We start from the raw sequence: 26,175 nt of genomic DNA, 5'->3' as shown, positions 1-26,175 counted from the left end.
CCGTCGGCGGTGACGAAGGCCTGGGCGAAGCAGAGTGAGCCGCCGGGTTTGACGAAGATGGTGTCGAACTCCAGCCACTGGCCGATCTGGGCCGAGGCCAGGAAGTCCAGGGTGAGGTTCACGGTCACCAGCCGGGCGCCGTCCCCCATCCGGTGGCCGCAGGACAGGCCCATGGCGTTGTCGGCCAGAGCGCTGATCAGGCCGCCGTGGACGAAGCCGCGGCTGTTGGTGTGGGCGGCGGTGACCTCCAGGCCAAGGACCACCGCGCCCTCGGTCTTGCGGCTGTAGAGCGGCTCCCACGGGTCGGTGAGGGGGCTCTTGCGAAAGTGCGGTTCGAAGCCCGCCGGCAGGGTTGCGGCCTCCATCACGCGGCCTGGGTGACGCGTTGCAGACCTTCGAGGGTCTTGGCGCAGGCGATGGCGGCCTCGGCGCCCTTCTGGACGAAGTGCTCGGCGAAGAAGGTCTGGTGGATGTCGTGCTCGTGGAAGTGATGCGGCGTCAGCACCACCGAGAACATCGGCACCTCGGTCTTCAGCTGCACCTGCATGAGAGCTGAGACCACGGTCTCGGCGACGAACTCGTGGCGGTAGATGCCGCCGTCCACCACCAGGGCGCAGCCGACGACGGCGGCGTACTTGGCGGTCTTGGCCAGCGTCTGGGCGTGGAGGGGGATCTCGAAGGCGCCCGGCGTCTCGAACACATCAATCATGTGCTCGGGAAAGCCCAGCCTGCCCATCTCCGCCAGGAAGCCCTTGCGGGCCTGGTCGACGATGTTGTGGTGCCAGGAGGACTGGACGAAGGCGATGCGGGCGGGGCGATAGGCGCCGTGCGCGGTGGGCAGTTCGTAGGTGACTTGGGTCATGGTCGTTTCCCTAAGGTGGTGCAACCACGACTCAGGGAGACACCGATGACGCGCCGGGACTCCACGCGCGGACGCGTGGCGGCACATCACGGGTGGTTCTCATAACCGGACTTTAACCGTCGGCCCCGGGATCACACCGGTGTCTGCTGTCCCTGACAGACCAAGGTCTGGCAGGCGCCCGCGGGCTCGTCCGACCGCCCCTCGCGAGAGGTGAGGTCGGCATTACCGCCGGTGGGGAGTTTCACCCCGCCCTGAGAACGCGTCCGCCGGAACAGCCCGGCGATGGCGACAGGCTAGACCCAAGCCACAGGTTCAAACAAGTGTTTTGATTTCGCCGCTAGAGGACCGGCCTCGGCGCCGCTAGGTTCGCCGTCGAGAATCAAGAGCTTGGGGCGGGGTCAATGTTCGAACGGCTGATCGCCTTCCACGCCAATCACCGGCCCGACGGGCTGGTGATCGCCTCGGCCTGGGACCGCTTCACCTATCGGCAGATGGCCGACGACATCGCCCGCTGCGCGGCCTGGGTGGCGGAGCTGAACCTGCCCTGGGGCAGCCGGGCCCTGATCGCCGTGCCGCACCCCTATCTGCACTGGGTGCTGACCTTCGGCCTGGAGACCGCCGGCGTGATCAGCGCCACCACCAGCCCCTTCGCGCCACTGGCGGCGGACCTGGCCTTCCTCCACGCCGAGGTGCTGTTCGCCCGCGACGTGCCCGAGCAGCCGGTGGGGGTTCCGGTCCACAGGATCGACCAGGCCTGGCTCGACGGCCTGGCGCGCTACCCGGCCAATTGGGCGGGCGACCGGCCCCGGCGCCCGGAGGACGGCTTCCGCATCGTGACCACCTCGGGCACCACCGGGACGCCCAAGAAGATTCTGCTGACGCGGGGGATGATGGATCGGCGGGTGGCCGACTCGGCGGTGACGCAGGTCTTCGCCCCGCCCAACAACCCGCGCGGCATTTCCGAGATCGGGGTGGGGTCGCTGGCCGGCATCCAGCTGGCCTTCCTGATGTGGACCCGGGGCGGGACCCTTTGCCATCATGATCCCCGCGTGCCGTGGGCCCAGACCCTGGCCGAGCTGGAAATCGATCTAATGGTGGCCGCGCCCTATCACCTGCAGGTCCTGCTGCGGAACCTGCCCGACGATCACGCGCCCAAGCCCGGTCTGCTTGTGGGGGTCGCCGGTGGATCGATCTCCAAGCCGCTGGCGCAGGCCTGCCGCCGACGCCTGTCGCCGAACCTGATCCTCACCTACGGGTCCACCGAGACCGGATCGGTGACGGTGGGCCATGTCGACACCCTGGAGGGCGCCGAGGACTCGGCGGGCTATCTCAACCCCTGGGCGGTGGTGCAGGTGTTCGACGCGCAAGGCGCCATCCTGCCGCCGGGCCAGATGGGAGAGATTCGGATCGGCGGGCCGCACGTGGTGCCGGGTTACCTGGACGACCTGGCCGGGACCCAGGCCCACTTCAAGGACGGCTGGTTCTATCCCAATGACGTGGGCGTGCTGACCGACCAGGGCCGGCTGACGGTGCTGGGACGGCTGGACGACCTGATGAACATCGGCGGCGTCAAGCTGGTGGCCTCGCAACTGGAGACCCATGTGCTGAAGGTGGAGGGCGTGCTGGACGCCGCGGCCTTCGCCGCCCCCGACGAGGAGGGGCTGGACGCGCCGCACGTGGCCTATGTCAGCGACGCGGGCTTTGATCCGGCGCCGCTGGAGAAGATCTTCAGCACGCAGCTGGGGCGCCCGGCGCGGCTGCTGCGGCTTGACGAAATTCCGCGCAATCCCCTGGGCAAGGTCCAGCGAACCCTGCTGCGCGACCGGGTGATCGCCGCCGCGGCGGCGGCCTGAGGAGGTCGAAGGATGACCGACGAAGACGAGGGCGGCTACGACGTCGATGACTGGGGGCGACTGAAGGCCTTCACCCGCGGGGTGGCGACCCTGGAGGATGTCCAGGCCCGGGCGGCGATCTTCGCGCTGGCCGACACCGAGAACGCCCGGGTGCTGGAGATGCCCCTGCCGCAGCCGCTGATCTGGTGGAGCGACGATGGGGAGCAGGCCGCCGTGGCCGTCCAGGCCGAGGTTCACGACACGCAGGACGGCGAGACCATGGAGGTGCTGGGCCTGGTCTTCCCCGACGGCGGTGGCGGCGTGGCCCTGATGGACGACGTCGACCTGGTGGACGACACCGACCCCATGTGGCGCAGGCTGGTGGCCGCCGCGATCGGCGACGAGACCGGCGAGCCCGACTGACAGGCCGGGAGACCTGACCGTGACCATCGACTTGTGCAGTTTCGTCGGCCTGTGGAATCCTGCTGGTCCACGAGGGTTGGAAAGCCGATGACGGTTCGAACCGGCAGCTGCCTTTGCGGCGCCAGGGCCTATGAGATCGAGGGCGATATCGATGGGGTCTGGGTCTGCCACTGTTCGCTCTGCCGCAAGGCCTCGGGCGCGAACGGAAACTGGATCCTGATCGTGCCGGTGGAGCGCTTTCGCTGGGTGAAGGGCGAGGATCACGGCGTCACCTTCGCCCTGCGCGAAACCTACAGCATCACCCGCTGCAAGACCTGCGGCACGCCGCTGCCGGCGGAAACCGACGCGCGGAACGTCTATGTCACGGCGGGAACGCTCGACGCCCCGCTTGGCAAGGGCGTTCGCACGCACCTGTTCTGCGCGTCGCGGGCCGACTGGGATCGTGACGAACCCGACGCCCGCGCCTTCGATGAGCGTTCGAGTTGAGGGGCGCCGAACAGGCCTACCTCGCCCGCACCACCGACCGCGACGCCTACAAGCGCGCCATGGAGCGTTCGCACGAGGGGGTGAACGCCTAGATCCCCGTCTCCCCCGTGATTCTACACGGGAGAGGCCCGTCAGCCACGCGCCTCAAGTTGCCGAGCCATGGCTTGGAGCGACGGCCACGGCGGGCCTTTGCGCAGGGTGTCGATGAAGTGTTCGGCCCACTGTCGGCCGTTCGGGAACTGGTCGCCAACGTCCCATCGCCACGCCGCGACCATCGCCAGAACGAGCCCACGGCACGCGCTCAGCAATGCCTGATCAACGTCGGGATAGTGCTGGGGGACCGCCTCAGGCGCGTGGGCCAGATCGAACTCGATCGGCCCGAAACAACAGGTCTCAAGGTCGATGAATAGCGGCCCGATCTCGGTTGCCAGCACATTGCCGGGATGCGGTTCGCCGTGAAGCAGCTGCTCTGCTGCGCCGTGATCGACAACCGTTCGCCTGAGGCTCTCCAACATGCCGCTGAGAAGTTGCCGGTCGGCGTCGGCGAGTTCCGGTGTCTGGCCCCGGTTCGCCACCAGTTCCTGGGCTTCCGTGACGCGGTCCGTGAAGTGCGGCGCTGTGATCTCGATCGTTCGCATTCCGGCGTGCAGACGCCAGAGCGCCTCTGCGTAGTCGGCCGGTGTGAGGTCTGGCGCCACGGGCGCGTGGTAGGTCCAGAACGTGATCGCGAAGTCGTCGCAGGCGTAGACACGCGGCGGAACCCTGGGCTCCAAAGCCGCTGCAGGGCTCCCGATCTCGGCGAGCCGCCCAGCAAGCTCGATCTCAAACTGCGCCACCTGCCCCGCCATGGGCGCGACCCGGGCAAATGCGTTGCAGGGCTGCAGGTGCAAGGCGAGCTTGTTGGAGTTCTGCAGAACGACCGCATCGTCGGCCTGGAGACCAAGCACCTTGGCGGTCGAGATGGCCGCAGCCACCGCACGCTGAAGTTCGGGGGCCTGCAAGGGCTGCTCGCTCTGCGCTCGAGATTGGCCACGAAGGAGGCCGGCGCCCCTTCAACACGGGTGGCGAAAAGCGGTCAACCGCCGATGGCGGCCAACCATTCGCAATGGGGCCTGCCCGGCCATTGGCGCTCTGTCCCGGACCCGGCCCGATCCATGAGCCCGCGTCCTACCCCCCGAGCGCGTGGGCGCTGACCGTCTCGTAGTCCGCGGCGCCTTCCATCACGCCTTCGGCCAGGCCCGGCGCCTGGGCCAGGACCTGGGCGGCGTAGACGCGGGCCAGGGCCGCCTTGCTCATCGACCAGTCGTCGGCGGCGTCCACGAGGGCCAGCGCCTGAAGCCCCAGCATCCAGCCCCCCACCACGTCGCCGGCCAGCTTCAGATAGGGCGTGGCGCCCGACAGGGCGTTCGGCCCCTTGTTGGCCAGGATCCAGTCTGTGGCGCGTTCCAGGGCCGCGACGCCGGCCTCCAGGCGGGCGCCGACGGTTTCGAGGCCGGGCGTGCTGGAGAGAGTTCTGGCCGTGGCGTGCATCTCGGCGGCCAGGGCGTCCACGACTCCGCCGTTGTCCATCGGCGCCTTGCGGCCCACCAGGTCGATGGCCTGGATGCCGTTGGTGCCCTCATAGATCGGCGCGATGCGGGCGTCGCGATAGTGCTGGGCCGCGCCGGTTTCCTCGATGAAGCCCATGCCGCCGTGGATCTGCACGCCCATGGAGGCGACCTCCACACCGACGTCGGTGGACCAGGCCTTGGCGATGGGGGTGAAGAGCTCGGCGCGGGCCTTGGCGACGGCGCGGGCGGCCTCATCCGTCGCCAGCCGGGCCACGTCGTTGAGCACCCCGGTCGACAGGCAGATGGCGCGCGCCGCCTCGATCTTGGCCTTCATCAGGAGCAGCGAGCGGCGGATGTCCGGGTGGCCGTAGATGGCCCCGTCGGGCGCCCAGGCGGCGCGGCCCTGGCGGCGTTCCTGGGAGAAGGCCAGAGCCTGCTGGAAGGCCCGCTCGGCGATGGCCACGCCCTGGACGCCCACCTGCAGGCGGGCGGCGTTCATCATGACGAACATGTGGGCGATGCCGTTGTTCAGCTCTCCCACCAGTTCGGCCTGTGCGCCCTCGAACAGCATGACGCAGGTGGGCGAGCCGTGGATGCCCAGCTTGTGCTCGATGGAGCCGGCGCGCAGGTCGTTGGGGTCGCCCAGGTTCCCCTCGTCGTCCACCAGCCGCTTGGTGGCCAGAAACAGGCTGATGCCCTTCACCCCGGGCGGGGCGTCGGGCAGGCGGGCCAGCACCAGGTGGCAGATGTTGTCGGCGGCGTCGTGGTCGCCCCAGGTGATGAAGATCTTCTGGCCGTGCAGGCGGTAGCCGCCCTGGCCGTCCGGCTCGGCCCGGGTGGTGACGGCGGCGAGGTCGGAGCCCGCCTGGGACTCGGTGAGGTTCATGGTGCCCGTCCACTCGCCGCTCACCAGCTTGGGCAGGACCAGCCGCTTCTGCCGTTCGGTGCCGTGCAGGGCCAGCGCCTCGATGGCGCCCTGGGTCAGCATCGGGCAGAGGCCGAAGGCCATGTTCGACGCATGCACCATCTCGAAGACCGCCAGGCCCAAGGCTCCGGTCAGCCCCTGGCCGCCAAACTCCGGATCGGCCGAAAGCGAATTCCAGCCCCCGGCGACGAAGGCCTGGTAGGCGGCGGCGAAGCCCGGCGCGGCGGTGACCTTGCCGTTGGCGTACTTGGCGCCCTCGGTGTCGCCCTTGCGGTTCAGAGGGGCGAGTTCGCTCTCGGTGAAGGACCCGGCGGCCTCCAGCACCGCGACGACGGTGTCCTCGTCCAGGTCGGGGAAGGCCTCACCCATCAGGGCGGAGTGGCCGACCGTCTTGAGCGCGAGGGCGAGATCGCGGACCGGGGCGCGGAAGGTCATGGGCGGGCTCCTGAAGCTTGAGGTCGCTCTCTACCTGTATGCCTGGGGCAGCGCCAAGGCGAAGCTGTCACGGCTTCGTGAGACCCCTGCCGTCTTTCGGTCCCGGCCGGCGCACACCATCGTCTGGTTCCGCCTGGAAAGCTCCCCCCATGATCCGTACCGCTCTCGCCGCCGCCGCCCTCAGTTTCCTCGCGGTCACGGGCGCCCTGGCCAATCCCACCAGCCAGGATCCGGCCAAGGTTCCGGCCGGCGACTACGTCCTCGACAAACGCCACGCCAGCCTGCTGGTGAAGGTCCCGCACATGGGCGGCTTCTCGAAGTTCACCATGCGGTTCGACCGGCTGGATGGAAGCTTCGCCTATGATCCGGCCACCTGGGGCGCGACCAGGGTGACGATCACCGCCGATCCCACCTCGATCAACACCGGCCTGCCGGACTTCGACAAGACCATCGCCGGGCCGAGCTATTTCGACAGCGCCAAGTACCCGGCCATCACCTTCGTCTCCACCAGGGCCGAGGGGACGGACGGCAAGGGCACGGTGAGCGGCGACCTCACCTTCCACGGCGTGACCAAGCCGGTGGTGCTGGACGTCACCTTCAACGGCGTCGGCCCCGGCATGATGGGCGCCGGCACGCGGATCGGGTTCTCCGGGACCACCCGTCTGAAGCGCTCGGACTTCGGCGTCACCACCATGAGCCAGTTCGCCGGCGATGATCTCGACCTGCTGTTCGAGGTCGAGTTCACCAAGAAGTAGGGCCATGCGGCGGGATCGCTACACCACGGTCGCCATCGTCCTGCACTGGCTGATCGCCGCGGCGATCCTGTTCCAGATGCAGCTGCCCTGGCGCTTCCACGGCTTGAAGACGCCGGAAGCCTTCGCCCTCATCCAGCTGCACAAGTCGGTGGGGATCACCATCCTCGTGCTCAGCCTCGCCCGCCTCGGCTGGCGGCTGGCCAATCCGCCGCCGCCGGAGCCGGAGGGCCTGACGGTCTGGGAGGTGTGGCTGTCGAAGATCGTCCACTGGGGGCTCTACGGCCTGATGATCGGCATGCCGATCACCGGCTGGATCATGGTCTCCACCAGCAAGACCGGCATCCCGACGGTGCTGTGGGGCGCGATGCCCTGGCCCCACGTGCCGGGCTTCGCGGCGATGGCGCCCGCGGGTCGGGAGGCCTGGAACAGCGTCGCCCATGAGGGCCACGAGCTGCTGGGCTGGGGCTTCTATGTCCTGATCGGCCTGCACGTGGCCGGCGCCCTGAAGCACCAGCTGTTCGGCCGCGACGAGCCGGTCCTGGCCCGCATGGCGCCTGGCGCCAAGGCCGGCCGCTGGCTGGAGCCGCGCCTCGCCCTGATCGCGCTCGGTGTCATCGCGGCCATCGGCGGCGCCTGGCTGATCCATCCTCGGCCCCCGGCCTCAGCCCCCATGCCGCCGCCGCCGGCGGCCCCTGTCGCGGCCCCAATGACACCGGTGGCGCCCCCCGAGGCCGCCCCTTTGAAAGCGCCCGCCGAGCCCTTGTTCAGCGTGTCGAAATGGAACCTGGCCAAGGGCTCCACCCTGGGCTTCTCGACATCCTGGGGCGGCCAGGCCCTGGAGGGCCGCTTCGACCAGTGGACCGCCGACATCGCCTTCTCGCCGGAAGCGCTCGACCGCAGCCACGTCAAGGTGAGCATCGACCTGGCGTCGGTCGCCACCGGCGATCCGCAGCGCGACGTGGCCCTGCCGGGCGCCGACTTCTTCGACGTGGCCGAGCATCCCAAGGCCGTCTTCACCGCTGACCGCTTCGAGGCCACGGGTCCCAACCGCTATGTCGCCCACGGCAAGCTGACCCTTCGCGGGGCCACCAAGTCGGTGCGCCTGCCCTTCACCCTGAAGATCGACGGCGACAAGGCGCGCATGAGCGGTGTAACCACCCTCGACCGGACCGCCTTCGGCGTGGGGCAGGGCGAGTGGCAGGCGACCGATCAGATTCCAGCTCAGGTGACCGTGAAGGTCCAGCTCACGGCGACCCGCTAGAGACGGCGGTCGCGGCCCTGCGCGTTGGCGCGCTGGTCATCCTGCCGACAGAGACCGTCTACGGCCTGGGCGCCGATGCGACCAATCCCGCCGCCGTGGCCGCCATCTACGAGGCCAAGGGTCGGCCGCGCTTCAATCCGCTGATCAGCCATGTGGCCGACCTGGCGACCGCCGAGCGGCTGGCGCTGTTCGATGACAGGGCGCGGGCGCTGGCGGCGGCCTTCTGGCCGGGCCCGCTGACATTGGTCCTGCCCATCGCGACAGACACCGTGGTCTGCGATCTGGCGCGCGCCGGACTGGAGAGCGTGGCGATCCGCGTCCCGGCCCATCCCCTGGCCCGCGAGCTTCTGGCCGTGTTCGGCGGTCCGGTGGTGGCGCCCTCGGCCAACCGCTCGGGACGACCCAGCCCGACGACCTATGCCGACGCCATGGAGGAGACCGGCGACAAGGCCGCCGCCAACCTCGACGGCGGGGCCTGCGCCGTGGGCCTGGAGTCGACGGTCGTCGCCCTGCTGGACCAGCCCCGCCTGTTGCGGCCGGGGTCGGTGACGCGGGATCAGATCGAGGCGGTGATCGGGCCACTGGCCGAAGCCGAGGACGACGCCAGGCGTTCGCCGGGCCGGCTGGCGCGGCACTATTCGCCCGAGGCGCCGGTGCGGCTGAACGCGGGAGCGCCTGAGGCGGGCGAGGCCTATCTGGCGTTCGGACCCACCACCGCGAGCGGCAATGTCCTGAACCTCAGCCCATCGCGTGATCTGCGCGAAGCCGCCGCCAACCTCTTCGCCTTCCTGCGCGCGGCGGATCGCACCAAGCCGTCGGCCATCGCCGTCGCGCCCATTCCCGCTGATGGGCTGGGGGAAGCCATCAACGACCGCCTGATCCGCGCGGCGGGCTTTGTCGGCTAGGGCCATCGGGAGTAGGCTCCGCGACCATGACCATCTCCGTTCCCGCCGATGTCGTCTCCCGCCTGAAGGCCGTGCTCGGCGAAGGCGGGTGGAGTCAGGATCCCGACCGCCTGGCGCCCAAGCTGCTGGAATGGCGCGACCGCTGGAAAGGCGCGACGCCCTTCCTGGCCATGCCGAAAACCCCGGCGGATGTCTCGGCCGTCGTCGGCATCTGCCATGAGGCAGGCGTGCCGATCACCACGCAAGGCGGCAACACCGGCCTGGTTGGCGGACAGATTCCGCAAGGCGAGATACTGCTCTCCACCGAGCGGCTTTCGACGATCCGCGACGTGGACGCCTTCGACGACGTGATCGTGGCCGAGGCCGGCGTGACGCTCGCCGCCGTGCACGAGGCGGCGCTGAAGGTGCGGCGGCGGTTTCCCATGGGCCTGGCTTCGGAGGGCACAGCCACCATCGGCGGGATCGTCTCCACCAATGCCGGGGGCACCGCGGTGCTTCGCTATGGCAACACCCGCGACCTCGTTCTCGGGATCGAGGCGGTTCTGCCCAACGGCGAAATCTGGAACGGCCTGAAGCGGCTGCGCAAGGACAACACCGGCTATGACCTGAAGCAGCTGTTCATTGGCGGGGAGGGGACCTTGGGCGTGGTCACCGCCGCCAGCCTGAAGCTGTTCCCCATCCTTGCCAGCCGGTCGACGGCGGTGGCGGCGGTGGACTCGCCCGAGGTGGCGATCCAGCTGCTGGTGCGGGCCAAGGAGGAGGCCGGTGGCGCCGTCGAGGCCTTCGAGCTGATGGGCCGGCGGGGGGTCGAATTCGTGCTGAAGAACATCGCCAACCAACGTGATCCCTTGAGCGAGGTCCACCCCTGGTACGTGCTGGTGGAGATCGCCTCGGGCGAACCCGGCGCGGCGGAGGCGGCCATGGAGCGGCTGCTGGGCAAGGCGCTTGAGGACGGCCTGATCCGCGACGCCGCCATCGCCCAGAGCGAGGCCCAGGCCAAGGCTTTCTGGTCGGTGCGCGAGAACCAGTCGCCGGGCCAGAAGCCGGAGGGCGCGACCTGGAAACACGACATCTCCGTGCCCGTCAGCCAGGTGGCGAATTTCATCGGGGAGGCGACGGCGGCCATGGAGGCCTTCGCGCCGGGGTGCCGGATCACCGCCTTCGGTCACGTGGGCGACGGCAACATCCACTATGATGTCATCCGCCCCGACGGCGGCGACGACGCGCTCCACTCAGCCAAGCGCAATGAGGGCTCGCGGTTGGTGCACGATATCGCCGCGGGCATGGGCGGCTCGATCTCGGCCGAGCACGGCCTGGGGTCGATGAAGACCGAGGAGGCGCGACGCTACAAAAGCCCGGTGGAGGTTGCGGCGCTGAGCGCGATCCGGCAAAGCCTGGACCCCAAGCGGATCATGAATCCCCGCGTCTTCTTCTGAGCCGCCATGCTGATTGTCCTGTCCCCCGCCAAGGCGATGAACTTCGCCGCGCCGGACAAGCCCCTGCCGATGACCACCCCGGAGATGGGCGAGGACATCGCCCTGCTGTCGCAGACCACCCGCAAACTGACGGTGGCCCAGGTCAAGCGGCTGATGAGCCTGTCGGACAACCTCGCCAAGCTGAACCGAGAGCGCTTTCAGGCCTTCGATCCGGCCATGGAGGAAGGGCTGCAGGCCGCCTTCGCCTTCAATGGCGACGTCTATATGGGTCTCAAGGCGCGGGAGTTGGACAAGAAGGCCCTGACCTTCGCCCAAGAGCATGTCCGCATCCTGTCGGGGCTCTACGGCCTGCTGCGGCCTCTCGACGGCATCCAGCCCTACCGGCTTGAAATGGGCACGCGGCTGAAGACCACGCGGGGCCCCAGCCTTTACGCCTTCTGGGGCGACAAGGTCGCCAAGGCGCTGAACGACCAGGCCGCCGGGCACAAGGACCCGACCCTGGTGAACTGCGCCAGCCAGGAATATTTCGGCGTCGTAGACCGCGAGGCCCTGAAGCTGCCGGTGGTGACGACGCGCTTCGTCGAGGAGAAGGACGGCGAGGCCAAGGTGATCAGCTTCTTCGCCAAACGGGCTCGGGGGGCGATGGCGAGATATGCCGTCGATCACCGCATCACCAAGGCCGCCGACCTTAAGGCCTTCGACACCGACGGTTACCGGTTCCAGCCGCAGGCCTCTAGTGAGACCGAGTGGGTCTTCTCGCGACCGCAGCCGCCGCTGGTGAGCGCCAAGGCTGCCGCCGGCGCTTGACGTAAGGTGCGGTGCGCCGGATGTTCTTTCTAGGGAGCAGTATGGCTCTCACGAGGGAGAGTTCAATGAGTGAAGCCGCCACGCTCGCCGCCACGGTCAAGACAAACGCCGGCTGGATCGAGGGTCTGACGCGCGGCCGCCACATGGCCTTCTACGGTATCCCCTATGCGGCGGCGCCGACCGGCCAGACCCGCTTCCGTGCGCCGAAGCCGGCCGGCGCCTGGGCCGGCGTGCGCAAGGCGACGGAGAAGGGCTCTGCGGCCCTGCAAACCCCGCACTTCATCCCCGGCTTCGCGGCCAGCGGCCCGCAGGACGAGGACTGCCTGAACCTCAACGTCTTCACCCCGGCGACGGACGGCGCCAAGCGGCCGGTGATGGTCTGGATCCATGGCGGCGGCTTCACCCATGGGGCGGGCTACGAGCCGCTCTATGACGGCGGGCCGCTGGCCGAGCGCGGCGACGTGGTGGTGGTGTCCCTGAACTACCGGCTGGGCGCCTTGGGCTTTCTGTCGATCCCGGAGGCGGGCATTCCCGGCAACGCCGGCCTGCTGGATCAGGTGGCGGCGCTCAAGTGGGTGGCTGACAATATCGCCGCCTTCGGCGGTGACCCGGAGCAGGTGACGATCTTCGGCGAGTCGGCCGGCGCCGCGGCCGTTTCCTGTCTGGTAGCGATGCCGGCGGCCAAGGGTCTGTTCGGGCGAGCGATCCTGCAGAGTGGCGTGGGCCGTGCTGGCGCGCCTGAGCTGGCCGCCAAGGCCGCAGACAAGCTGCTGGCTCTGCTGGGCCTCGACCGTAGCCAGGTGGTGGACCTGTTCGAGCTGCCGGCCGCCAAGATCCTGGAGGCCCAGGCTTCGGGCGGTTTTGGGCCGGGCATGGGGTTTGGCCCAACCCGCGACCCAGCCTCACTGCCGGAGGCCCCGATGATCGTTGTCCGCGACGGCGGGGCCGAGGGAATCGGCCTGTTGATCGGCTCCAACCGCGACGAGGTGAAGCTGTTCGTGCCCGGCCGCCGAGAGCCGATGGGGGACGACGCTCTACTCGCCGAGGTTCGCGCGCGCCTGCCCAAGGCCAGCGAGGCGCAGGCCAAGGACCTGATCGAGGTCTACATCGCCTCACGCCAGACCAAGGGACTGCCCGCCGACAACTTGGACATCCTGGACGCCGTCGGCAGCGATATGCAGTTCCACATCGCGTCGATCAAGTTCGCCGCGGCCCAGGCGCCGCACAGCCCGGCCTGGCTCTACCTTTTCACCCACGCTTCTCCCGCGCGGCGCGGGGCGCTCGGCGCCTGCCACGCCCTGGAGATGCCCTTCGTGTTCGGCACGACGAAGATCGAGGGCCAGGTGAACTTCGCCGGCGCCGGCCCGGAGGTCGAGCGACTGGAGGGCGAGATCATGGACGCCTGGATCGCATTCGCCCGCACCGGCAACCCCAACCATCCGGGTCTGCCGTCATGGCCGGCCTATGAAGGCGGCGCGCGCGACACCATGGTGTTCGACACCGCCGCGGCCACCATCCAGTCCGATCCCTTCGGCGAGGAGCGGCGGGCCCTGGAGGCGCTGCTCTAGGCGGACTAGGGTTCCCCCTCAAGCGCGGCCGCTCCGAGCCGCCCAGGGGACGCGACCATGAGCAAGACCGACACCGGACCCGTTGTCCTGATCACCGGGACGTCCACTGGCGTGGGCCTGCACACCGCCATCGCCTTTGCGCGGGCTGGCTACGTCACCGTGGCCACCATGCGTGACACCTCCAAGAAGAAGGACCTGCTGGCCCAGGCCAAGGCCGCCGGGGTGAAGATCAAGGTCGAGAAGCTCGACGTTCAGAAGAAGAAGTCCATCGAGGCCTGCGTCGAGAAGGTGCTTCGCAAGCACGGCGGCATCGACGTCCTGGTGAACAACGCCGGGGCCGGCTTCCTCGGCAGCCTGGAACAGACCACCGACGCCGATCTCGAGCGCACGATGGGGGTCAACTTCTTCGGCGTCTGGCGGATGACCAAGGCGGTCTTCCCACACATGCGCGAGCGCGGTTCGGGGCGGATCATCTCGGTGACCAGCGTCGGCGGCCTGATCGGCCAGCCCTTCAACGACGCCTATTGCGCCGCCAAGTTCGCGGTGGAGGGGATGATGGAATCCCTGGCCCCGCTGGCCAAACGCCTGGGCGTGCAGATCTGCCTGATCGAGCCGGGGCCCATCAACACCGAGTTCGTCAACAGCGTCCGCTCGGTCAGCGACCTTTCGGCCTATGCCCCGCCCTATGACGCCATCGTCGCGAAATACATGGGCGCCAGCACCGGGGTCTTCGCCCAATACGGCCAGACCGGCGCCGAGGTGGCCGAGGTGATCCTTGGCGCCGCCACCGCCGAGACCCCGGACTTCCGCTACATCACCTCGGACTTCGCCAAGCAGATCGTCGGACCCAAGGTCGTGGACCCCACCGGCAACAACGTGGTCGAGGCCTTCGCCAGCCGGCTGTAGCTTACTTTTTCAGGCCATCGACGGCGGCCAGGACCGCGGCGACCGGCGGGCGGGTCTTGTAGCCCTCCTCAGCCAGCTTGGCCTGGACGACGCCTCGCGGTGAGATGACGAAGATCGTCGGCATAGGCACGCCATAGGCGAAGCTATCGGGCTTGTACTGCGGGTCGCGCAGCTTGAAGGCGTCGATGGTCGCTGAGTCCGTATCGGAGAGGAAGGCGTAGGGGATTTCCCGCTGTTCGGCGAAGCGAGTCAGGACCTCTGGCGAATCGTAGCTGAGGGCCACCAGCCGGTAGCCGCGCTGGGCGAGAGGCGTCTTGGCGGCCTTCAGCTCGATGAGCTGCTTCTGGCAATAGGGGCACCATTTCGCCGAGCGGAAGAAGACCAGCACCACGCCGTTCCTGTCTGACAGACCCCTGACAGTCACGGGCTTGCCGGTCATGTCGCGGGCCGAGATCGGCGGAATCCGGGAGCCGATCGCGGGACCGGGATCAAAGGCGGCCGCCGCCGCTGGCCAGGCGAACAGCAGGGCGGCGAACAGAGGGGCGAGTTTCATCGGGATCTCCCAGGCGCCGACACGGCGGATATCACCCCCAGTTCGAGCCGACCTGGGCAAAGGTTTCAACGGAAGGTCGGACTGAAACGGATATTGTCGCGGGCAAGGCCGTCCATGACCACCTGAGCGCCGCCGCTCTTGATCATCCATTCCAGGCGATGGTCGCGGTACTCGCGCTTGAACAGGCCCTGCTTCACCAGTTCGGCGACATTGGGCATGGCTGAGGCCGCCGCCGCCGCGCCGGCTTCCGCCGTGGTCTCGGCGACCGAGGCCCGCGCATTGGCGCGCGCCAGCCAGTCGGCGAGCTTGCTCTCCGGCGCCGGCGGATTGCCGTGGCCCGCTGAGCCGTTGAGATAGGGAACCACGGCCAGGTCACCCCAGCCGAAGCCTTCGCCGGTGAACCATGGGCGGTCGGTCAGTTGGTCCTCCAGCCAGGCGAAGAAGCTGGTGGTCTGTTCGGCGGCCTTGGCGATCAGGGCATGGGCGAGATCGCCCTCGGCGCGGCGGAACCAGTAGATCTCCGACAGGCCCCAGTTGATGGCCTCGAAGTGGGTGTCCATCACCTCCTCCAGCATCCGCACGCGAGCGCGCTCGGCGGGGCTGGCGGGCAGCAGGGCCGGGGTTGGCCAGCGATCCTCGATATATTCCAGGATGATGGTGGAATCGAAGATAGCGGTCTGCCCGTCCACCAGGGCCGGGACCTCGGCGCGGGGGTTGGCGGCCAGAAAATCGCCTTGGGCGCCGCCCGCCCCTAGACCGCCTGGCGCCACGGCCTGGAAGGCCTGGCCCTTCTCGCGCAGGGCGATCTTGACCTTCTGAGCATAGGGCGAAAGCGGGTGGTCATAGAGCGTCAGCATGGCGGGGTCCTCCCAGCGTTTTCACCAGGAGGGCCGCCGTGCTCCCGCGTAAGTCAAGCGGGGGTCAGGACCTTGTAGCGGGCCGCGGCGTGGTCGCGGGAGAGGTTGGGTCCGAGCGCCAGGCGGGCGGCGTTGAAGGCCTCCCAATCGGCCGGATCGGGCAGGGAGGGAATGGTGATCAACTCGCCGCGGTCGAAGCCGGCAAGGGCGGCGTCCACCATCTCGTCCACCCCCATCACCATGGAGGCAGGGAACTGCGTCACGTCCTGGCCGGCCCGTTCCCAGATCTCGGTATAGGTGGCGCCCGGCAGCACGGCCTGGACCTGGACCCCGGCGGCCCCGACCTCCAGGGCCAGCTTCTGGGTGAAGTTGAGGACATAGCCCTTGGTGCCGGTATAGCCCGCGCCGGAGATCTCAGGCGCGAGGGCCAGGACCGAAGCGATATTGACGATGGCGCCGGTGGCCCGCGCGCTGAACGCCCTGGCCGCCACGGCGGCGAGGCGTGAGACCGCTGTCACGTTCAGGGCGATCATGGCTTCCAGCCGGTCGAGGTCGCCCTCGGCCACGGTCCCGGGGGCGGCGACGCCCGCATTGTTGATCAGGATTTCGATACGCTCGTCGGTGGCGAGGCGTTGTTCGACGGCCAGGCGGTCGGCGCGGTCGGTGAGGTCAGCGGCCAGGACATCGACCGCGACACCGGTGTCGGCCCGCAGCTTGGCGGCCAGGGTTTCCAGGCGGGCCTTGTCGCGGGCCACCAGGATCAGGTCGTGGCCACGGCGGGCCAGGCGGTCGGCATAGGTGGCCCCGATGCCGGAGGATGCGCCGGTGATGAGAGCGGCGCCTTTGGGAGTCTTCATCGTCTTCTCCAGGTCTCGTCCGACCTTTCGGACGAGTGACTTGCAAGATGATAGTAACGCGCCTACCTCTTCGCCATGCAACGCACCGATTTTTCTTTGATGGCTTGCCCCATCGCCCGCAGCCTGGACCGGGTGGGGGAGTGGTGGTCGATCCTGATCCTGCGGGACGCCTTCCACGGCCTGACCCGGTTCGACCAGTTCCAGAAGAGCCTCGAGATCGCGCCGAACATGCTGAGCCGGCGCCTGGCGGATCTGGTGGAGTCAGGCCTGCTGGAGCGCCGCCGGTACAGCCAGCGCCCGCCGCGCGATGAGTATGTGCTGACCGCCCGGGGCCGCGACTTCCGGCCGGTGCTGATCGCCATGATGGCCTGGGGCAACCGCCACTTCGCCGATCCGGAGGGGCCTTCGAGCCTGATGGTGGACGCCGAAACCGGCCTGCCGGCTGACCCGATCCTGGTGGACCGCAACACCGGGCGCGAAATCGACGACACCCATTTCAAATACGTCGCCGGCCCCGCGGCTGACGACAATGTCCGCGCCCGCATCGCCTTCGTGGACGCCCAGAGGGAGAAGACTTAAATGACCCAACCCACCGCCCTGGTCGTGGGGGTCGGCGCCGAGCAGGGCGTCGGCGCCGCCGTCAGCCGCCGCTTCGCCGCCGAGGGCTTCCATGTCCTGGTCGCGGGCCGCACCCAGGCCAAGGTCGACCAGGTCGTCGCCACCATCAAGGCCGCCGGCGGCAGCGCTCAGGCCATCGTCGCCGACGCCACGCAGGAGGATCAGGTGATCGCCCTCTTCGACCGCGCCATGGCGCCCGGCGCCGGGTTCGATCCTGTCAGCGTGGTGGTCTCCAACGCCGGCGATAACCGCCCCATCCCGTTCCGCGAGGTGACCGCCGAGCTGTTCGAGGCCTTCTGGCGGGTGGGCTGTTTCTCCGGCTTCCTGGTGGGCCGGGAGGCCGCGCGGCGCATGGTCCCCTTGGGGCGTGGGACGATGATCTTCACCGGCGCCTCCGGCAGCCTGCGGGGCAAGGCCCAGTACGCCCAGTTCGCCGCGGCCAAGGCCGGCCTGCGGATGATTTCCCAGAGCATGGCGCGTGAGTTCGGGCCCAAGGGCCTGCATGTCGCCCACGTGGTGGTGGACGGCGGCATCGACGGTGCGCGTCTCAAGAACGCCATCCCTGAGATCGTCGCGGCGCGCGGGCAGGACGGCCTGTTGGGGGTCGACGCCATCGCCGAGATGTACTGGCAGATCCACCGCCAGCCGCCTTCGGCCTGGACCCAGGAACTGGACCTGCGTCCGTTCAAGGAAGCGTTTTAGTTGGCTTGACGGACCGGGCGTAACCCGGCCTCTCTGCGCCCAACACGTGCAAGAACGACATCGGGAGCAGACGCCATGGCCTACAAACCCTTCGACCTGACCGGCAAGGTGGCCCTTGTCACCGGTGGCAATGGCGGCATCGGCTTTGGCATGGTCGACGCGCTGGCCCAGTCCGGCGCCGACGTGGTGATCTGGGGCTCCAACCCCAAGAAGAACGCCGACGCCGAGCAGAAACTGAAGGACACCGGTGTCAGGGTCCTGACTCAGGTGGTGGATGTCGCCGACGAGCATGCGGTCAAGGCCGGCATGGCTGAAGCCATCGCCAAGATGGGCCGCATCGACACGGTGATCGCCAACGCGGGGATCGGCGGCGGCGCGCCCTCCTTCTCCGATTTCTCCACCGAGATGTACCGCAAGGTGCTGTCGGTGAACCTGGACGGGGTGTTCTTCACCTTCCGCGAGGCTTGCAAGCACATGGTCGAGCGCGCCGGCACGGGCGACAAGGCCGGCGGCTCTCTGGTGGTGATCTCCTCGCTGTCGGCCCTCGACGGCGCGCCGAAGAACGAGGCCTATGCCGCCACCAAGGGCGCCGTGATCTCGATGATCCGCGCCATCGCCGTGGAGCATGCCCGCTATGGCGTGCGGGCCAATGCCATCCTGCCAGGCTGGATCGCCACCGACATGACGGCCGGCGCCCAGGGCAACGACAAGTTCAACGACGCGGTGATCAAACGGGTGCCTGTGCGCCGCTGGGGCCAGCCGGCGGACTTCGGCGGCATGGCGGTCTATCTGGCGTCGGACGCCTCGTCCTTCCACACCGGGGACAGTTTCCTGATCGACGGCGGATACGGCGTCTTCTGAGGATGCCCTGACCCAGGGTCACGGTTCCCTTCGTCATGCTGCGGCGCCATCCTGCGTTCAACGAGACTTCGGGAGAAAACGCCATGACCCTGCACACCCCGCTTTGTGACCTCCTGGGGGTCAAGCACCCCATCATGCTGGCCGGCATGGGGGGCGTCTCCTATGCCGAGTTGGTGGCGGCGGTCTCCAACGCCGGGGGCTATGGCGTGCTGGGCATGGCCGGCCGCACGCCCGACTTCATCCGCGACGAGATGCGCAAGGTCAAAAGCCTCACCGACAAGCCCTTCGGCGTCGACCTGCTGGCCGCCAGCCCTGAGAGCCTGACGGCCTCGGTGGAGATCATCATCGACGAGGGCGCCTCCAGCTTCGTGGCGGGCCTGGGCGTGCCCATGCCGATCATGGAGAAGCTGAAGAAGGCCGGCCTCAAGGTCATGGTGGTCTGCGGCGCGGTGAAGCACGCGGTGAAAGCCGAGCAGGCCGGCTGCGACGCGGTGATCTGCCAGGGCGGCGAGGGCGGCGGCCATACCGGCCTCGTGGGCACCATGCCCCTGGTGGCCCAGGCGGTGGAGGCCGTGAAGATCCCGGTGGTGGCGGCCGGGGGCCTCTACGACGGACGCGGCCTGGCCGCGGCCCTGACCCTGGGCGCCGTCGGCGTCTGGATGGGCACCCGCTTCATCGCCAGCAACGAGGCCCATGCCGGCGAACTCTACCGCCAGACCATCGTGGAAGCCGCCGACGAGGACACCGTCCGCACACGGTCCTATTCCGGCAAGCCCATGCGCGTGCGCAAGAACCCCTATGTGGAGGACTGGGAGACCCGTCCCCAGGACATCCAGCCTTTCCCGATGCAGGCGATGATCTCCAGCCAGGCCGGGGTGATGGGCGGCATCGGCGGCCAGATCGAAGGCCTGGACGCCGACAAGTCCTGCTTCGCCATGGGCCAGTCGGCGGGCGGCATCCACACGGTGCTGCCGGCGGCCCAGATCGTGGCCAACCTTATCTCTGAGGCGGAAACCGCACTCGGCCGGGCGAGCAAGCTGGTGAAGGTGACGGCCTAGGCTCAGGTCCTTCCACAGGCCCGCAGCGCCGATGTGGGGAGGTGGGCCGTCGCGAAGCCTGGCCAAGGCGGGCGCGCTTCATCGCGGGTTCTTCCAAGGATCGTCGAACAGGCGAACGAGCTTGGCCAGCGAGCCGGTCCAGCCGTGGGTGTGGCTGGCCACCGAGGCGGGATTCTTCAGGCCTGAGTGGGTGAAGGTGAGTTCGGAGCCGCCATCGAAGGGCGCGACCTCGATCTCGATGCGGGAGGTGGCCTCGCCCTCCTCAGGCTCGCCGCCGAAGGCGTAGCGCCAGGTCATGACGATGCGGCGCGGCGGGTTGACCTCCAGATATTCGCCGAACACCTCGTGCTCGCGGCCATCCTGCGTCTGGAAACGGACCCGGTAACCGCCGCCGACCCGGGCGTCGATCTCCGACGTCAGCAGCGGCAGGTCGTCGGGGCCCCACCAGGCGGCGATCCCGTCCTGGGTCGTCAGGGCCTCGAAGACGATGGACGGCCGGGCCGCGATGCGGCGGACGAGGGTGAGGCTGGTCATTCGCCTTGGCCCTCCGTCGCGCGGGCTTCGCGCTCCCTGGCCTCGGCGTGGGCGGCGAGCCGGTCGAGCTTGGGCGTCCAGAAACGCTCGTAGCGGGCCAACCAGTCGGTGGCGGCGCGCAGGGGGTCGGGCACGAGGCGCACGGCGACGGTGCGGCCGCTCTTGGTGCGGGTGATCAATCCGGCGTCGCCGAGGACGTCGAGGTGCTTCATCACCGCCGGCATTTTGATGGCGAAGGGTTCGGCCAGGGCGCTGATGGACAGGCTGTCTTCCTGCTCCAGGCGCGCCAGGATCGCCCGGCGGGTCGGGTCGCCCAGGGCGGTGAAGAGCCGGTCAAGGTCGCGGGGTTCATAGTTCACCATACGGTGTACTATTTGAGCGGCGCGGGGGCTTGTCAATCTGTGCGCGCGGTCAGGGTGGAGGCGCAGTGTGTGCGACGCCTCCACCCCTCGCGGGCCGCCGGGCTGGGGGTCAGCCTCGGCGGCGGTGGCCGTCGTCCTCCGGGGGGGCGGAACGACGGCCTGTCGGCTACGCGGCCAGCTTGGCGGCGGTCTGCGCGATCTTGCGGCCCTGGTAGCGGGCGCCGGTGAGCTCGTTCTCGGAAGGCTGACGCGAACCGTCGCCGCCGGCGATGGTCGAGGCGCCATAGGGGCTGCCGCCGGTGATCTCATCGAGGGTCATCTGGCCAGCGTGGCCGTAGTCGAGACCGACGATCACCATGCCGAAGTGCAGCAGGTTGGTGATGATCGAGAACAGGGTGGTCTCCTGGCCGCCGTGCTGGGTGGCCGTCGAGGTGAAGGCGCCGCCGACCTTGCCGTGCAGGGCGCCCTTGGCCCAGAGGCCGCCGGCCTGGTCGAGGAAGGCCGCCATCTGCGAGGGCATGCGGCCAAACCGGGTGCCGGCGCCGACGATGATGGCGTCGTAGTCGGCCAGGTCCTCGATCTTGGCGATGGGGGCTTCCTGGTCGAGCTTGAAGTGAGCGCCCTTGGCGATCTCTTCGGGGACGGTTTCGGGGACGCGCTTGATGTCCACGGTGGCGCCGGCTTCGCGGGCGCCTTCGGCCACGGCCTTGGCCATGGTTTCGATGTGCCCGTAGGCCGAATGGTAGAGGACGAGGACCTTGGTCATGGCGGGGTTCCTGGGGAGGAGAAGGAAAGAGGCCGCCCCGGCTTTCACCGGGGCGGAAGGGGTTTAGGCGGCGTCGACGAGGACGAGTTCGGCGTCTTCCAGGGCGGTGACCCGGACCGTGGCTTCGTCGCGGATGGCGGCGCCGTCACGGGCGTTCAGGGTGACGCCATTGACCTCCACCGAGCCGGTGGCGGGCACCAGGTAGCCGAATCGGTCGGCGCCCAGTTCGTATTCCGCGGTCTCGCCGGCCTTCAGGGTGGCGGCCACGACGCGGCCGTTGGTGCGGATCGGCAGGACGTCGGTGTCGCCGTCGACGCCGCTGGCCAGGGTCACGAACCGGCCGGCGCGGTCACCCTTGGGGAAGGGCTTGGCGCCCCAGCTGGGAGCTCCGCCGGTCTTGTTGGGCTGGATCCAGATCTGGAACAGGGTGGTGGGTTCGTCTTCCAGGTTGAACTCGGCGTGACGGATGCCCGAGCCCGCGCTCATCACCTGGACGTCGCCGGCCTCGGTACGGCCTTCGTTGCCCAGGCTGTCCTTGTGGGTGATGGCCCCGGTGCGGACATAGGTGATGATCTCCATGTTCGCGTGGGGGTGCGGCGGGAAGCCGGAGTTCGGCGCGATCTTGTCGTCGTTCCAGACCCGGAGCGGGCCCCAGCCCATGCGCGCGGGGTCGTGATATTCGGCGAAGGAGAAGTGGTGCTTGGCGTCGAGCCAGCCGTGGTCGGCGCCGCCGAGGGAGTCAAAGGCTCTGCGTTCGATCATCTCGAGGTCTCCTGTCTGGTGAGGGGCGCTGGCCGGAGGGCCGCGCCGCTGTTGAGATCAAGGTAGACCTTCCCGCACGTTCCGAAATAGAAACGATGGAAACAGATCGTTTCGGAATTCGTCATGTCCCGATTGCCTGACTTCGAAGCCTGGGCGGTCTTCGCCAAGGTGGCCGAGACTGGCGCCTTCGCCCGCGCCGCCGTCGAACTGGAGCTCTCCAAGGCCACGGTTTCCAAGGCGGTGTCGCGGCTGGAGCAGCGGCTGGGGACCAGTCTGTTCCACCGCACCTCGCGCAAACTCGCCCTGACCGAGAGCGGCCGCACGGCCTTGGAGCGGGCCAGCCGCATCCTGGCCGAGGGCGAGGCGGTGGAGGCGGAGGCCGCCGCCCAGTCGGCGACGCCCCAGGGTCTGGTGCGCCTGGCCGCGCCGATGTCCTTCGGGAACCGGCACCTTGCCCCCCTGTTGCCGGAGTTCCTACGGCTCTATCCGGAGGTCTCCATCGACCTCAGCCTGTCGGATCAGAAGGTCGACCTGGTCGGGGAGGGCTTCGACCTCGGCTTGCGGATCGGCAACCTGGCCGACTCCTCCCTGCTGTCGCGCCGGCTATGCGGGGTGCGGCTGGTGCTGGTGGGATCGCCGGCCTATCTGGCGGAACACGGCCGGCCCGAGCATCCCCGCGACCTGTTGTTCCACCGCGCCCTCACCTACGCCTATGTCCTGACGCCGGAGGTCTGGAGGTTCGACCACGCGAACGAGGGCGAGCAATCGGTGACCGTCTCCGGCCCCCTGAAGGTCAACAACTCCGACGCCCTGATCCCGGCCCTGCGGGAGGGCCTGGGCCTGGCCCTGCAGCCGGAATTCATCGTCTGGCCCGAGCTGGCGGACGGCACGATCGAGGCGGTGATGTGCGACTGGCGAACCCCGCCCATCGCCCTGCATCTGGTCTCGCCCCCCGGGCGCTTGCGGCCGGCGCGGGTTCGGGTGCTCTACGACTTCCTGGCGGCGCGCCTTTCGACAGCGGCCTGGGCGGTGGCTGAGGAGGCTAGTCGCCCACCTTCTTCGTGAACGAGGCGAAGCTGCCCAGGCACCCCTGCCAGACCCCGATGTGCTGCTTCACCTCCTCGGTGGTCATTCGCAGGTTCACCAGGGTGGCGTAGGCGATGTTGGGCTTGCCGTCGTCGGCGAGGAACGCCCGGCAGGCCACCTGACCCTTGTTGAAGCTGTTGATCTGACCAAGGCCGATCCCCCTGGCCGCGAAGGCCGTGGAGAAGATCAGGGCGCGGCAGGCCTTCCCCTGGGCGTCGCAATCAACGTACTGGGCGCCGAAATCACCGCCCGGGGTCGTGATGTTCAGGAACACCACGGTGGCCTCGGTCCTGGCGATCTCCGCCTTGGCGTCCATCGTCCTCAGTAGGGTGATCAGAGCTGAGGGATCGCGCACATCGAACGGGCCTGACGGCTTGGTCGGCGCCTTTGCGGGGCTGGCGGCGTGGGCGGCGACCGCCAGAGCGGCGATGGCGGCGGCGAGGGTGGCGATGCGCATGACAGGTCCTTGGATCGAGTCGGCCCGGATTTAGCCGATTTCCGCGCATCCGGCGGCAGGAGAATGGCGCTCGCCTCGTGCGCGCGACGGGATGACAAGAGCGGTAAGAGCTTCTTAAATGACGCCATGCGCCGTCTGATGCTCACCCTTGCGCTCGCCGCTGTGGCGCTCCCGGTCCTTGCCCAGGACCGTAGCCCCGCTCTGCGCCAGAGCCTGGTCGACCTGGCCTACGTGCTGGGTGAGAGCCATGCCCTGCGCCAGGCCTGCGCCGGTCTTGAGGACCAGTTCTGGCGCACGCGGATGATGAACCTGGTAAGCAACGAGAAGCCCGACACGGCGCTCGATGGCCGGCTGAAGGCGAGCTTCAACACTGGTTTCGCCTCTCGCCAGAGCGAGTTCCAGGCCTGCACCCCGGCCAGCCGTCGGGCTGAACTGGCCGCGGCCAACCACGGCCTGGATATCTCCAAGCGCCTGGCCAAGGTGATGATCAAGACCGAACGTGAGGCGCCGCCCACCATCTTCGAGATGAACGCGACAGGCGCGCAAGCTCCGCGCTAAGCTCTCCGGACGTAGTGTCGGAGAGCTCGTCATGGCTGCAGCCACAATCGCGTCTATCGCCTTCCTGATCCTAGCCCTGGTCATTGTGCTGGGCGCCATCAAGATCGTCCCCCAGGGGCGCGAATACACCGTGGAGCGGTTCGGCCGCTACACCCGAACCCTGAAGCCCGGCATCTCCTTTCTGACCCCCTTCGTCGAAGGCGTGGGGCGGAAAATCAACATGATGGAGCAGGTGCTGGACGTGCCGCGCCAGGATGTGATCACCAAGGACAACGTCTCGGTCCAGGTGGACGCCATCGTCTTCATCCAGGTGATGGACGCCGCGGCCGCCGCCTACCGGGTGACCAACCTGGACTACGCCATCACCCAGCTGACCATGACCAACCTGCGCACCGTGGTGGGCAACATGGAGCTGGACGAGGTGCTGTCGCAGCGCGACCAGATCAACACCCGCCTGCTGGACGTCATCGACCAGGCCACTAGCCCTTGGGGCGTGAAGCTGGCCCGCATCGAGATCAAGGACCTGCAGCCGCCGCCGGACATCACCAACGCCATGGCGCGCCAGATGAAGGCCGAGCGCGAGCGCCGGGCGGTGATCACCGAGGCCGACGGCGAGAAGCAGGCCGCCATCACCGTGGCCGAGGGCGCCAAACAGGCGGCGATCCTGCAGGCGGAAGGCCGCCGCGAGGCCGCCTTCCGCGACGCCGAGGCCCGGGAACGGGCGGCGGGCGCCGAGGCCGAGGCCACCAAGCTGGTGTCGGACGCCATCGCCAGCGGCGACGTCAACGCCATCAACTACTTCGTGGCCCTGAAATACGTCGAGGCCTTCGCCAAGCTGGCCGAGAGCCCGCAGCAGAAGACGGTCATCGTCCCCGCCGACATGGGCTCGCTGGTGGGCTCCATCGCCGGCATCGGCGAGCTGGTGAAGTCGATCCAGTCCGACAGCCCGCCGCCGCGTCCGCCCGCGCCGCGCGCCACGGCGGTTCCCCGGGCGGGGAGCTGATCCGATGGACGGCCTGATCCAATTGGTGGTCGCCAACCCCTTCTGGGTGTGGGCGGCCATCGGCGCCTTGATCCTGGCGACCGAGGTCTCGACCGGCTCCGGCTGGCTGCTGTGGCCGGCCGCCAGCGCCGCGGCCGTCGCCGTGGCCGTGCTGCTGTTTCCCCAGCTGGGCTGGGTCGGAGCGGTCGGTCTCTATGCCGGCATGACCATCGTCACCACCCTGTTGGCGCGCCGCTTCTGGCCGCCGCAGCAGCCGGGAGACGCCGAGGATATCAACGACAACACCGCCCGCCTGGTGGGTCATCACGGCAGGGCGGTCGCCGATTTCCGCGGCCGCGCCGGACGTGTGTTTATTGACGGCAAGGAGTGGGCGGCCGAACTGGACGAGGACCTCCTGATTGCCGACGGCGCCCCGATGGAGGTGACCGGGGTCAGCGGTGCGCGGCTGCGGGTGCGCCCAGCTCGCTGATTTCCGACAGGAAGACCCGCAGGGCCTTCAGGAACGGTGTCACGGCGCGGAACTCGTCATCGGTGAAGCCGTCGCGGAGGGCTTCGGTCTTGGCCTTCATGTCCTTCATGATGGCGCCCGAGGCCTCTAGGCCGGCCCGGGTTATCTTCACTCGCTTCTTGCGGCGATCGGCGCAGTCGGCGAGCACGACGACAAAACCCATCTTCTCCAGCTTCTGCAGGATGTTGGTGATCGCCCCCTTGGTCAGCAGCATCATGCGGGCCAGCTCGGCGGGAGTCTGGCCGTCGCCGTAGCGCATGAACCACTGCAGCATCTCGAAGTGGGCGTGGGTCATGCCCTCCGGCAGGTGCTTGATCACGGCCGCGCGGAGGTAGTGTTCGATGGCCCCGATCTCTGTGAAGACCTCCACATAGGGCTGGTCTTGCACGGCGGGCGGGTTGCGAGGGGTTGGCGTCGTCATGCGCGCCTCCATATCGTTCACTGTTGAACGATATGGGAGATCGGCGGTCCAGCTTCAAGAG

Annotated in this window: 31 protein-coding genes and 1 riboswitch; of the genes, 18 read left to right on the top strand and 13 right to left on the bottom strand. The window is 68.7% G+C overall.

The features are described 5' to 3' along the window. Together AAC997_RS01615 and AAC997_RS01610 are read right to left on the bottom strand one after the other, a co-directional pair. Window positions 1-365, bottom strand: a 365-nt coding sequence (locus AAC997_RS01615) for a PaaI family thioesterase (RefSeq protein WP_340643950.1), incomplete at its 3' end; no start/stop codon positions are given. Beyond that, window positions 365-862: a 6,7-dimethyl-8-ribityllumazine synthase gene (locus AAC997_RS01610; protein WP_340643949.1), complete on the bottom strand. Its 498-nt coding sequence runs from the start codon at window positions 860-862 to the stop codon at window positions 365-367. The genes AAC997_RS01615 and AAC997_RS01610, both read right to left, overlap by 1 nt. 91 nt (window positions 863-953) lie before the next feature. Beyond that, window positions 954-1,125: riboswitch (FMN riboswitch) on the bottom strand. A 138-nt stretch (window positions 1,126-1,263) separates the two neighbouring features. Here AAC997_RS01610 and AAC997_RS01605 point away from each other — a divergent pair. The 3 genes from AAC997_RS01605 to AAC997_RS01595 all read left to right on the top strand — a co-directional run bounded on the left by AAC997_RS01605 (window position 1,264) and on the right by AAC997_RS01595 (window position 3,603). Beyond that, entirely contained in the window at window positions 1,264-2,715 is a 1,452-nt protein-coding gene (locus AAC997_RS01605; protein WP_340643948.1) for a class I adenylate-forming enzyme family protein, read from the top strand. 12 nt (window positions 2,716-2,727) lie between these two features. Then, window positions 2,728-3,117 (top strand): hypothetical protein, encoded by a 390-nt coding sequence (locus AAC997_RS01600; protein WP_340643947.1) that lies wholly within the window; start codon window positions 2,728-2,730, stop codon window positions 3,115-3,117. Between the two features lie 87 nt (window positions 3,118-3,204). Beyond that, complete coding sequence (locus AAC997_RS01595; protein ID WP_340643946.1) at window positions 3,205-3,603, top strand: GFA family protein; 399 nt, start codon at window positions 3,205-3,207, stop codon at window positions 3,601-3,603. Window positions 3,604-3,734: 131 nt separating this feature from the next. Here the strand turns inward: AAC997_RS01595 and AAC997_RS01590 are convergent, their stop codons facing one another. Continuing rightward, window positions 3,735-4,604: an aminoglycoside phosphotransferase family protein gene (locus tag AAC997_RS01590; RefSeq protein WP_340643945.1), complete on the bottom strand. Its 870-nt coding sequence runs from the start codon at window positions 4,602-4,604 to the stop codon at window positions 3,735-3,737. A gap of 166 nt (window positions 4,605-4,770) precedes the next feature. After that, the gene (locus AAC997_RS01585; protein WP_340643944.1) at window positions 4,771-6,513 is read right to left on the bottom strand and encodes an acyl-CoA dehydrogenase; all 1,743 of its coding nucleotides are present in this window, start codon (window positions 6,511-6,513) and stop codon (window positions 4,771-4,773) included. Between the two features lie 149 nt (window positions 6,514-6,662). Here AAC997_RS01585 and AAC997_RS01580 point away from each other — a divergent pair, with 149 nt between their 5' ends. The 7 genes from AAC997_RS01580 to AAC997_RS01550 all read left to right on the top strand — a co-directional run bounded on the left by AAC997_RS01580 (window position 6,663) and on the right by AAC997_RS01550 (window position 14,151). Continuing rightward, entirely contained in the window at window positions 6,663-7,268 is a 606-nt protein-coding gene (locus AAC997_RS01580) for a YceI family protein (RefSeq protein WP_340643943.1), read from the top strand. Window positions 7,269-7,272: 4 nt separating this feature from the next. Next, on the top strand, window positions 7,273-8,529 hold the full coding sequence (locus AAC997_RS01575; protein WP_340643942.1) for a YceI family protein: 1,257 nt from the start codon (window positions 7,273-7,275) through the stop codon (window positions 8,527-8,529). A 17-nt stretch (window positions 8,530-8,546) separates the two neighbouring features. Then, window positions 8,547-9,434: an L-threonylcarbamoyladenylate synthase gene (locus AAC997_RS01570; RefSeq protein WP_340643952.1), complete on the top strand. Its 888-nt coding sequence runs from the start codon at window positions 8,547-8,549 to the stop codon at window positions 9,432-9,434. 26 nt (window positions 9,435-9,460) lie between these two features. Further along, on the top strand, window positions 9,461-10,870 hold the full coding sequence (locus AAC997_RS01565; protein WP_340643941.1) for an FAD-binding oxidoreductase: 1,410 nt from the start codon (window positions 9,461-9,463) through the stop codon (window positions 10,868-10,870). 6 nt (window positions 10,871-10,876) lie between these two features. Beyond that, window positions 10,877-11,677 carry a peroxide stress protein YaaA gene (gene yaaA / locus AAC997_RS01560; RefSeq protein ID WP_340643940.1) on the top strand — a complete coding sequence of 267 codons (801 nt, stop codon included), beginning with the start codon at window positions 10,877-10,879 and terminating at the stop codon, window positions 11,675-11,677. Between the two features lie 65 nt (window positions 11,678-11,742). After that, a complete protein-coding gene (locus AAC997_RS01555; protein ID WP_340643939.1) occupies window positions 11,743-13,245 on the top strand; it encodes a carboxylesterase family protein in 1,503 nt (500 codons plus the stop codon). Between the two features lie 57 nt (window positions 13,246-13,302). Continuing rightward, window positions 13,303-14,151, top strand: coding sequence for an SDR family oxidoreductase (locus AAC997_RS01550; RefSeq protein WP_340643938.1), 849 nt, complete (start codon window positions 13,303-13,305; stop codon window positions 14,149-14,151). Between the two features lies 1 nt (window position 14,152). Here AAC997_RS01550 and AAC997_RS01545 read toward each other — a convergent pair whose 3' ends face one another. From AAC997_RS01545 to AAC997_RS01535, 3 genes are all read right to left on the bottom strand, one after another. Next, window positions 14,153-14,704: a peroxiredoxin family protein gene (locus AAC997_RS01545; RefSeq protein ID WP_340643937.1), complete on the bottom strand. Its 552-nt coding sequence runs from the start codon at window positions 14,702-14,704 to the stop codon at window positions 14,153-14,155. A gap of 65 nt (window positions 14,705-14,769) precedes the next feature. Next, window positions 14,770-15,561: a glutathione S-transferase family protein gene (locus tag AAC997_RS01540; protein ID WP_340643936.1), complete on the bottom strand. Its 792-nt coding sequence runs from the start codon at window positions 15,559-15,561 to the stop codon at window positions 14,770-14,772. A gap of 53 nt (window positions 15,562-15,614) precedes the next feature. Beyond that, window positions 15,615-16,418: an SDR family oxidoreductase gene (locus tag AAC997_RS01535; protein WP_340643935.1), complete on the bottom strand. Its 804-nt coding sequence runs from the start codon at window positions 16,416-16,418 to the stop codon at window positions 15,615-15,617. Window positions 16,419-16,517: 99 nt separating this feature from the next. Between AAC997_RS01535 and AAC997_RS01530 the strand changes: the two genes are divergently transcribed. From AAC997_RS01530 to AAC997_RS01515, 4 genes are all read left to right on the top strand, one after another. After that, the gene (locus AAC997_RS01530; protein WP_340643934.1) at window positions 16,518-16,997 is read left to right on the top strand and encodes a helix-turn-helix domain-containing protein; all 480 of its coding nucleotides are present in this window, start codon (window positions 16,518-16,520) and stop codon (window positions 16,995-16,997) included. Beyond that, window positions 16,998-17,738 carry an SDR family NAD(P)-dependent oxidoreductase gene (locus AAC997_RS01525; protein WP_340643933.1) on the top strand — a complete coding sequence of 247 codons (741 nt, stop codon included), beginning with the start codon at window positions 16,998-17,000 and terminating at the stop codon, window positions 17,736-17,738. Window positions 17,739-17,813: 75 nt separating this feature from the next. Then, window positions 17,814-18,599 carry an SDR family oxidoreductase gene (locus tag AAC997_RS01520; RefSeq protein WP_340643932.1) on the top strand — a complete coding sequence of 262 codons (786 nt, stop codon included), beginning with the start codon at window positions 17,814-17,816 and terminating at the stop codon, window positions 18,597-18,599. 83 nt (window positions 18,600-18,682) lie between these two features. Next, window positions 18,683-19,657: a nitronate monooxygenase family protein gene (locus AAC997_RS01515; protein ID WP_340643931.1), complete on the top strand. Its 975-nt coding sequence runs from the start codon at window positions 18,683-18,685 to the stop codon at window positions 19,655-19,657. Between the two features lie 78 nt (window positions 19,658-19,735). Here AAC997_RS01515 and AAC997_RS01510 read toward each other — a convergent pair whose 3' ends face one another. From AAC997_RS01510 to AAC997_RS01495, 4 genes are all read right to left on the bottom strand, one after another. Next, window positions 19,736-20,191, bottom strand: coding sequence for an SRPBCC domain-containing protein (locus tag AAC997_RS01510; RefSeq protein ID WP_340643930.1), 456 nt, complete (start codon window positions 20,189-20,191; stop codon window positions 19,736-19,738). Next, complete coding sequence (locus AAC997_RS01505) at window positions 20,188-20,553, bottom strand: metalloregulator ArsR/SmtB family transcription factor (RefSeq protein WP_340643929.1); 366 nt, start codon at window positions 20,551-20,553, stop codon at window positions 20,188-20,190. Before AAC997_RS01505 ends, AAC997_RS01510 begins: the two co-directional genes overlap by 4 nt. Window positions 20,554-20,719: 166 nt before the next feature. Next, window positions 20,720-21,319, bottom strand: coding sequence for an NAD(P)H:quinone oxidoreductase (gene wrbA / locus AAC997_RS01500; protein ID WP_340643928.1), 600 nt, complete (start codon window positions 21,317-21,319; stop codon window positions 20,720-20,722). A 63-nt stretch (window positions 21,320-21,382) separates the two neighbouring features. Continuing rightward, on the bottom strand, window positions 21,383-22,081 hold the full coding sequence (locus AAC997_RS01495) for a pirin family protein (RefSeq protein WP_340643927.1): 699 nt from the start codon (window positions 22,079-22,081) through the stop codon (window positions 21,383-21,385). Between the two features lie 123 nt (window positions 22,082-22,204). Between AAC997_RS01495 and AAC997_RS01490 the strand changes: the two genes are divergently transcribed. Then, on the top strand, window positions 22,205-23,146 hold the full coding sequence (locus AAC997_RS01490; RefSeq protein ID WP_340643926.1) for a LysR family transcriptional regulator: 942 nt from the start codon (window positions 22,205-22,207) through the stop codon (window positions 23,144-23,146). On the opposite strand, the gene AAC997_RS01485 is transcribed toward AAC997_RS01490, so the two are convergent. Then, window positions 23,124-23,624, bottom strand: coding sequence for a hypothetical protein (locus AAC997_RS01485; RefSeq protein ID WP_340643925.1), 501 nt, complete (start codon window positions 23,622-23,624; stop codon window positions 23,124-23,126). The genes AAC997_RS01490 and AAC997_RS01485 overlap by 23 nt on opposite strands. 126 nt (window positions 23,625-23,750) lie before the next feature. On the opposite strand from AAC997_RS01485, the gene AAC997_RS01480 reads away from it, so the two are divergent. Genes AAC997_RS01480 through AAC997_RS01470 form a run of 3 tightly spaced genes read left to right on the top strand, consistent with a single transcriptional unit; the run spans window position 23,751 to window position 25,654 of the window. Further along, window positions 23,751-24,182 carry a TIGR02301 family protein gene (locus tag AAC997_RS01480; RefSeq protein WP_340643924.1) on the top strand — a complete coding sequence of 144 codons (432 nt, stop codon included), beginning with the start codon at window positions 23,751-23,753 and terminating at the stop codon, window positions 24,180-24,182. A gap of 31 nt (window positions 24,183-24,213) precedes the next feature. Continuing rightward, entirely contained in the window at window positions 24,214-25,185 is a 972-nt protein-coding gene (locus AAC997_RS01475; protein WP_340643923.1) for an SPFH domain-containing protein, read from the top strand. Window positions 25,186-25,189: 4 nt separating this feature from the next. Next, window positions 25,190-25,654: an NfeD family protein gene (locus tag AAC997_RS01470; RefSeq protein WP_340643922.1), complete on the top strand. Its 465-nt coding sequence runs from the start codon at window positions 25,190-25,192 to the stop codon at window positions 25,652-25,654. Here the strand turns inward: AAC997_RS01470 and AAC997_RS01465 are convergent. Next, complete coding sequence (locus tag AAC997_RS01465; protein ID WP_340643921.1) at window positions 25,617-26,114, bottom strand: MarR family transcriptional regulator; 498 nt, start codon at window positions 26,112-26,114, stop codon at window positions 25,617-25,619. The genes AAC997_RS01470 and AAC997_RS01465 overlap by 38 nt on opposite strands. Between the last annotated feature and the right edge of the window lie 61 nt (window positions 26,115-26,175).

It is taken from the genome of Phenylobacterium sp. (assembly GCF_037968635.1).
In the GTDB taxonomy this organism is placed as follows: Bacteria; Pseudomonadota; Alphaproteobacteria; order Caulobacterales; family Caulobacteraceae; genus Phenylobacterium.
The sequence above is the reverse complement of the archived record's forward strand: the minus strand, read 5'-3'. Positions and strand labels throughout refer to the sequence as shown.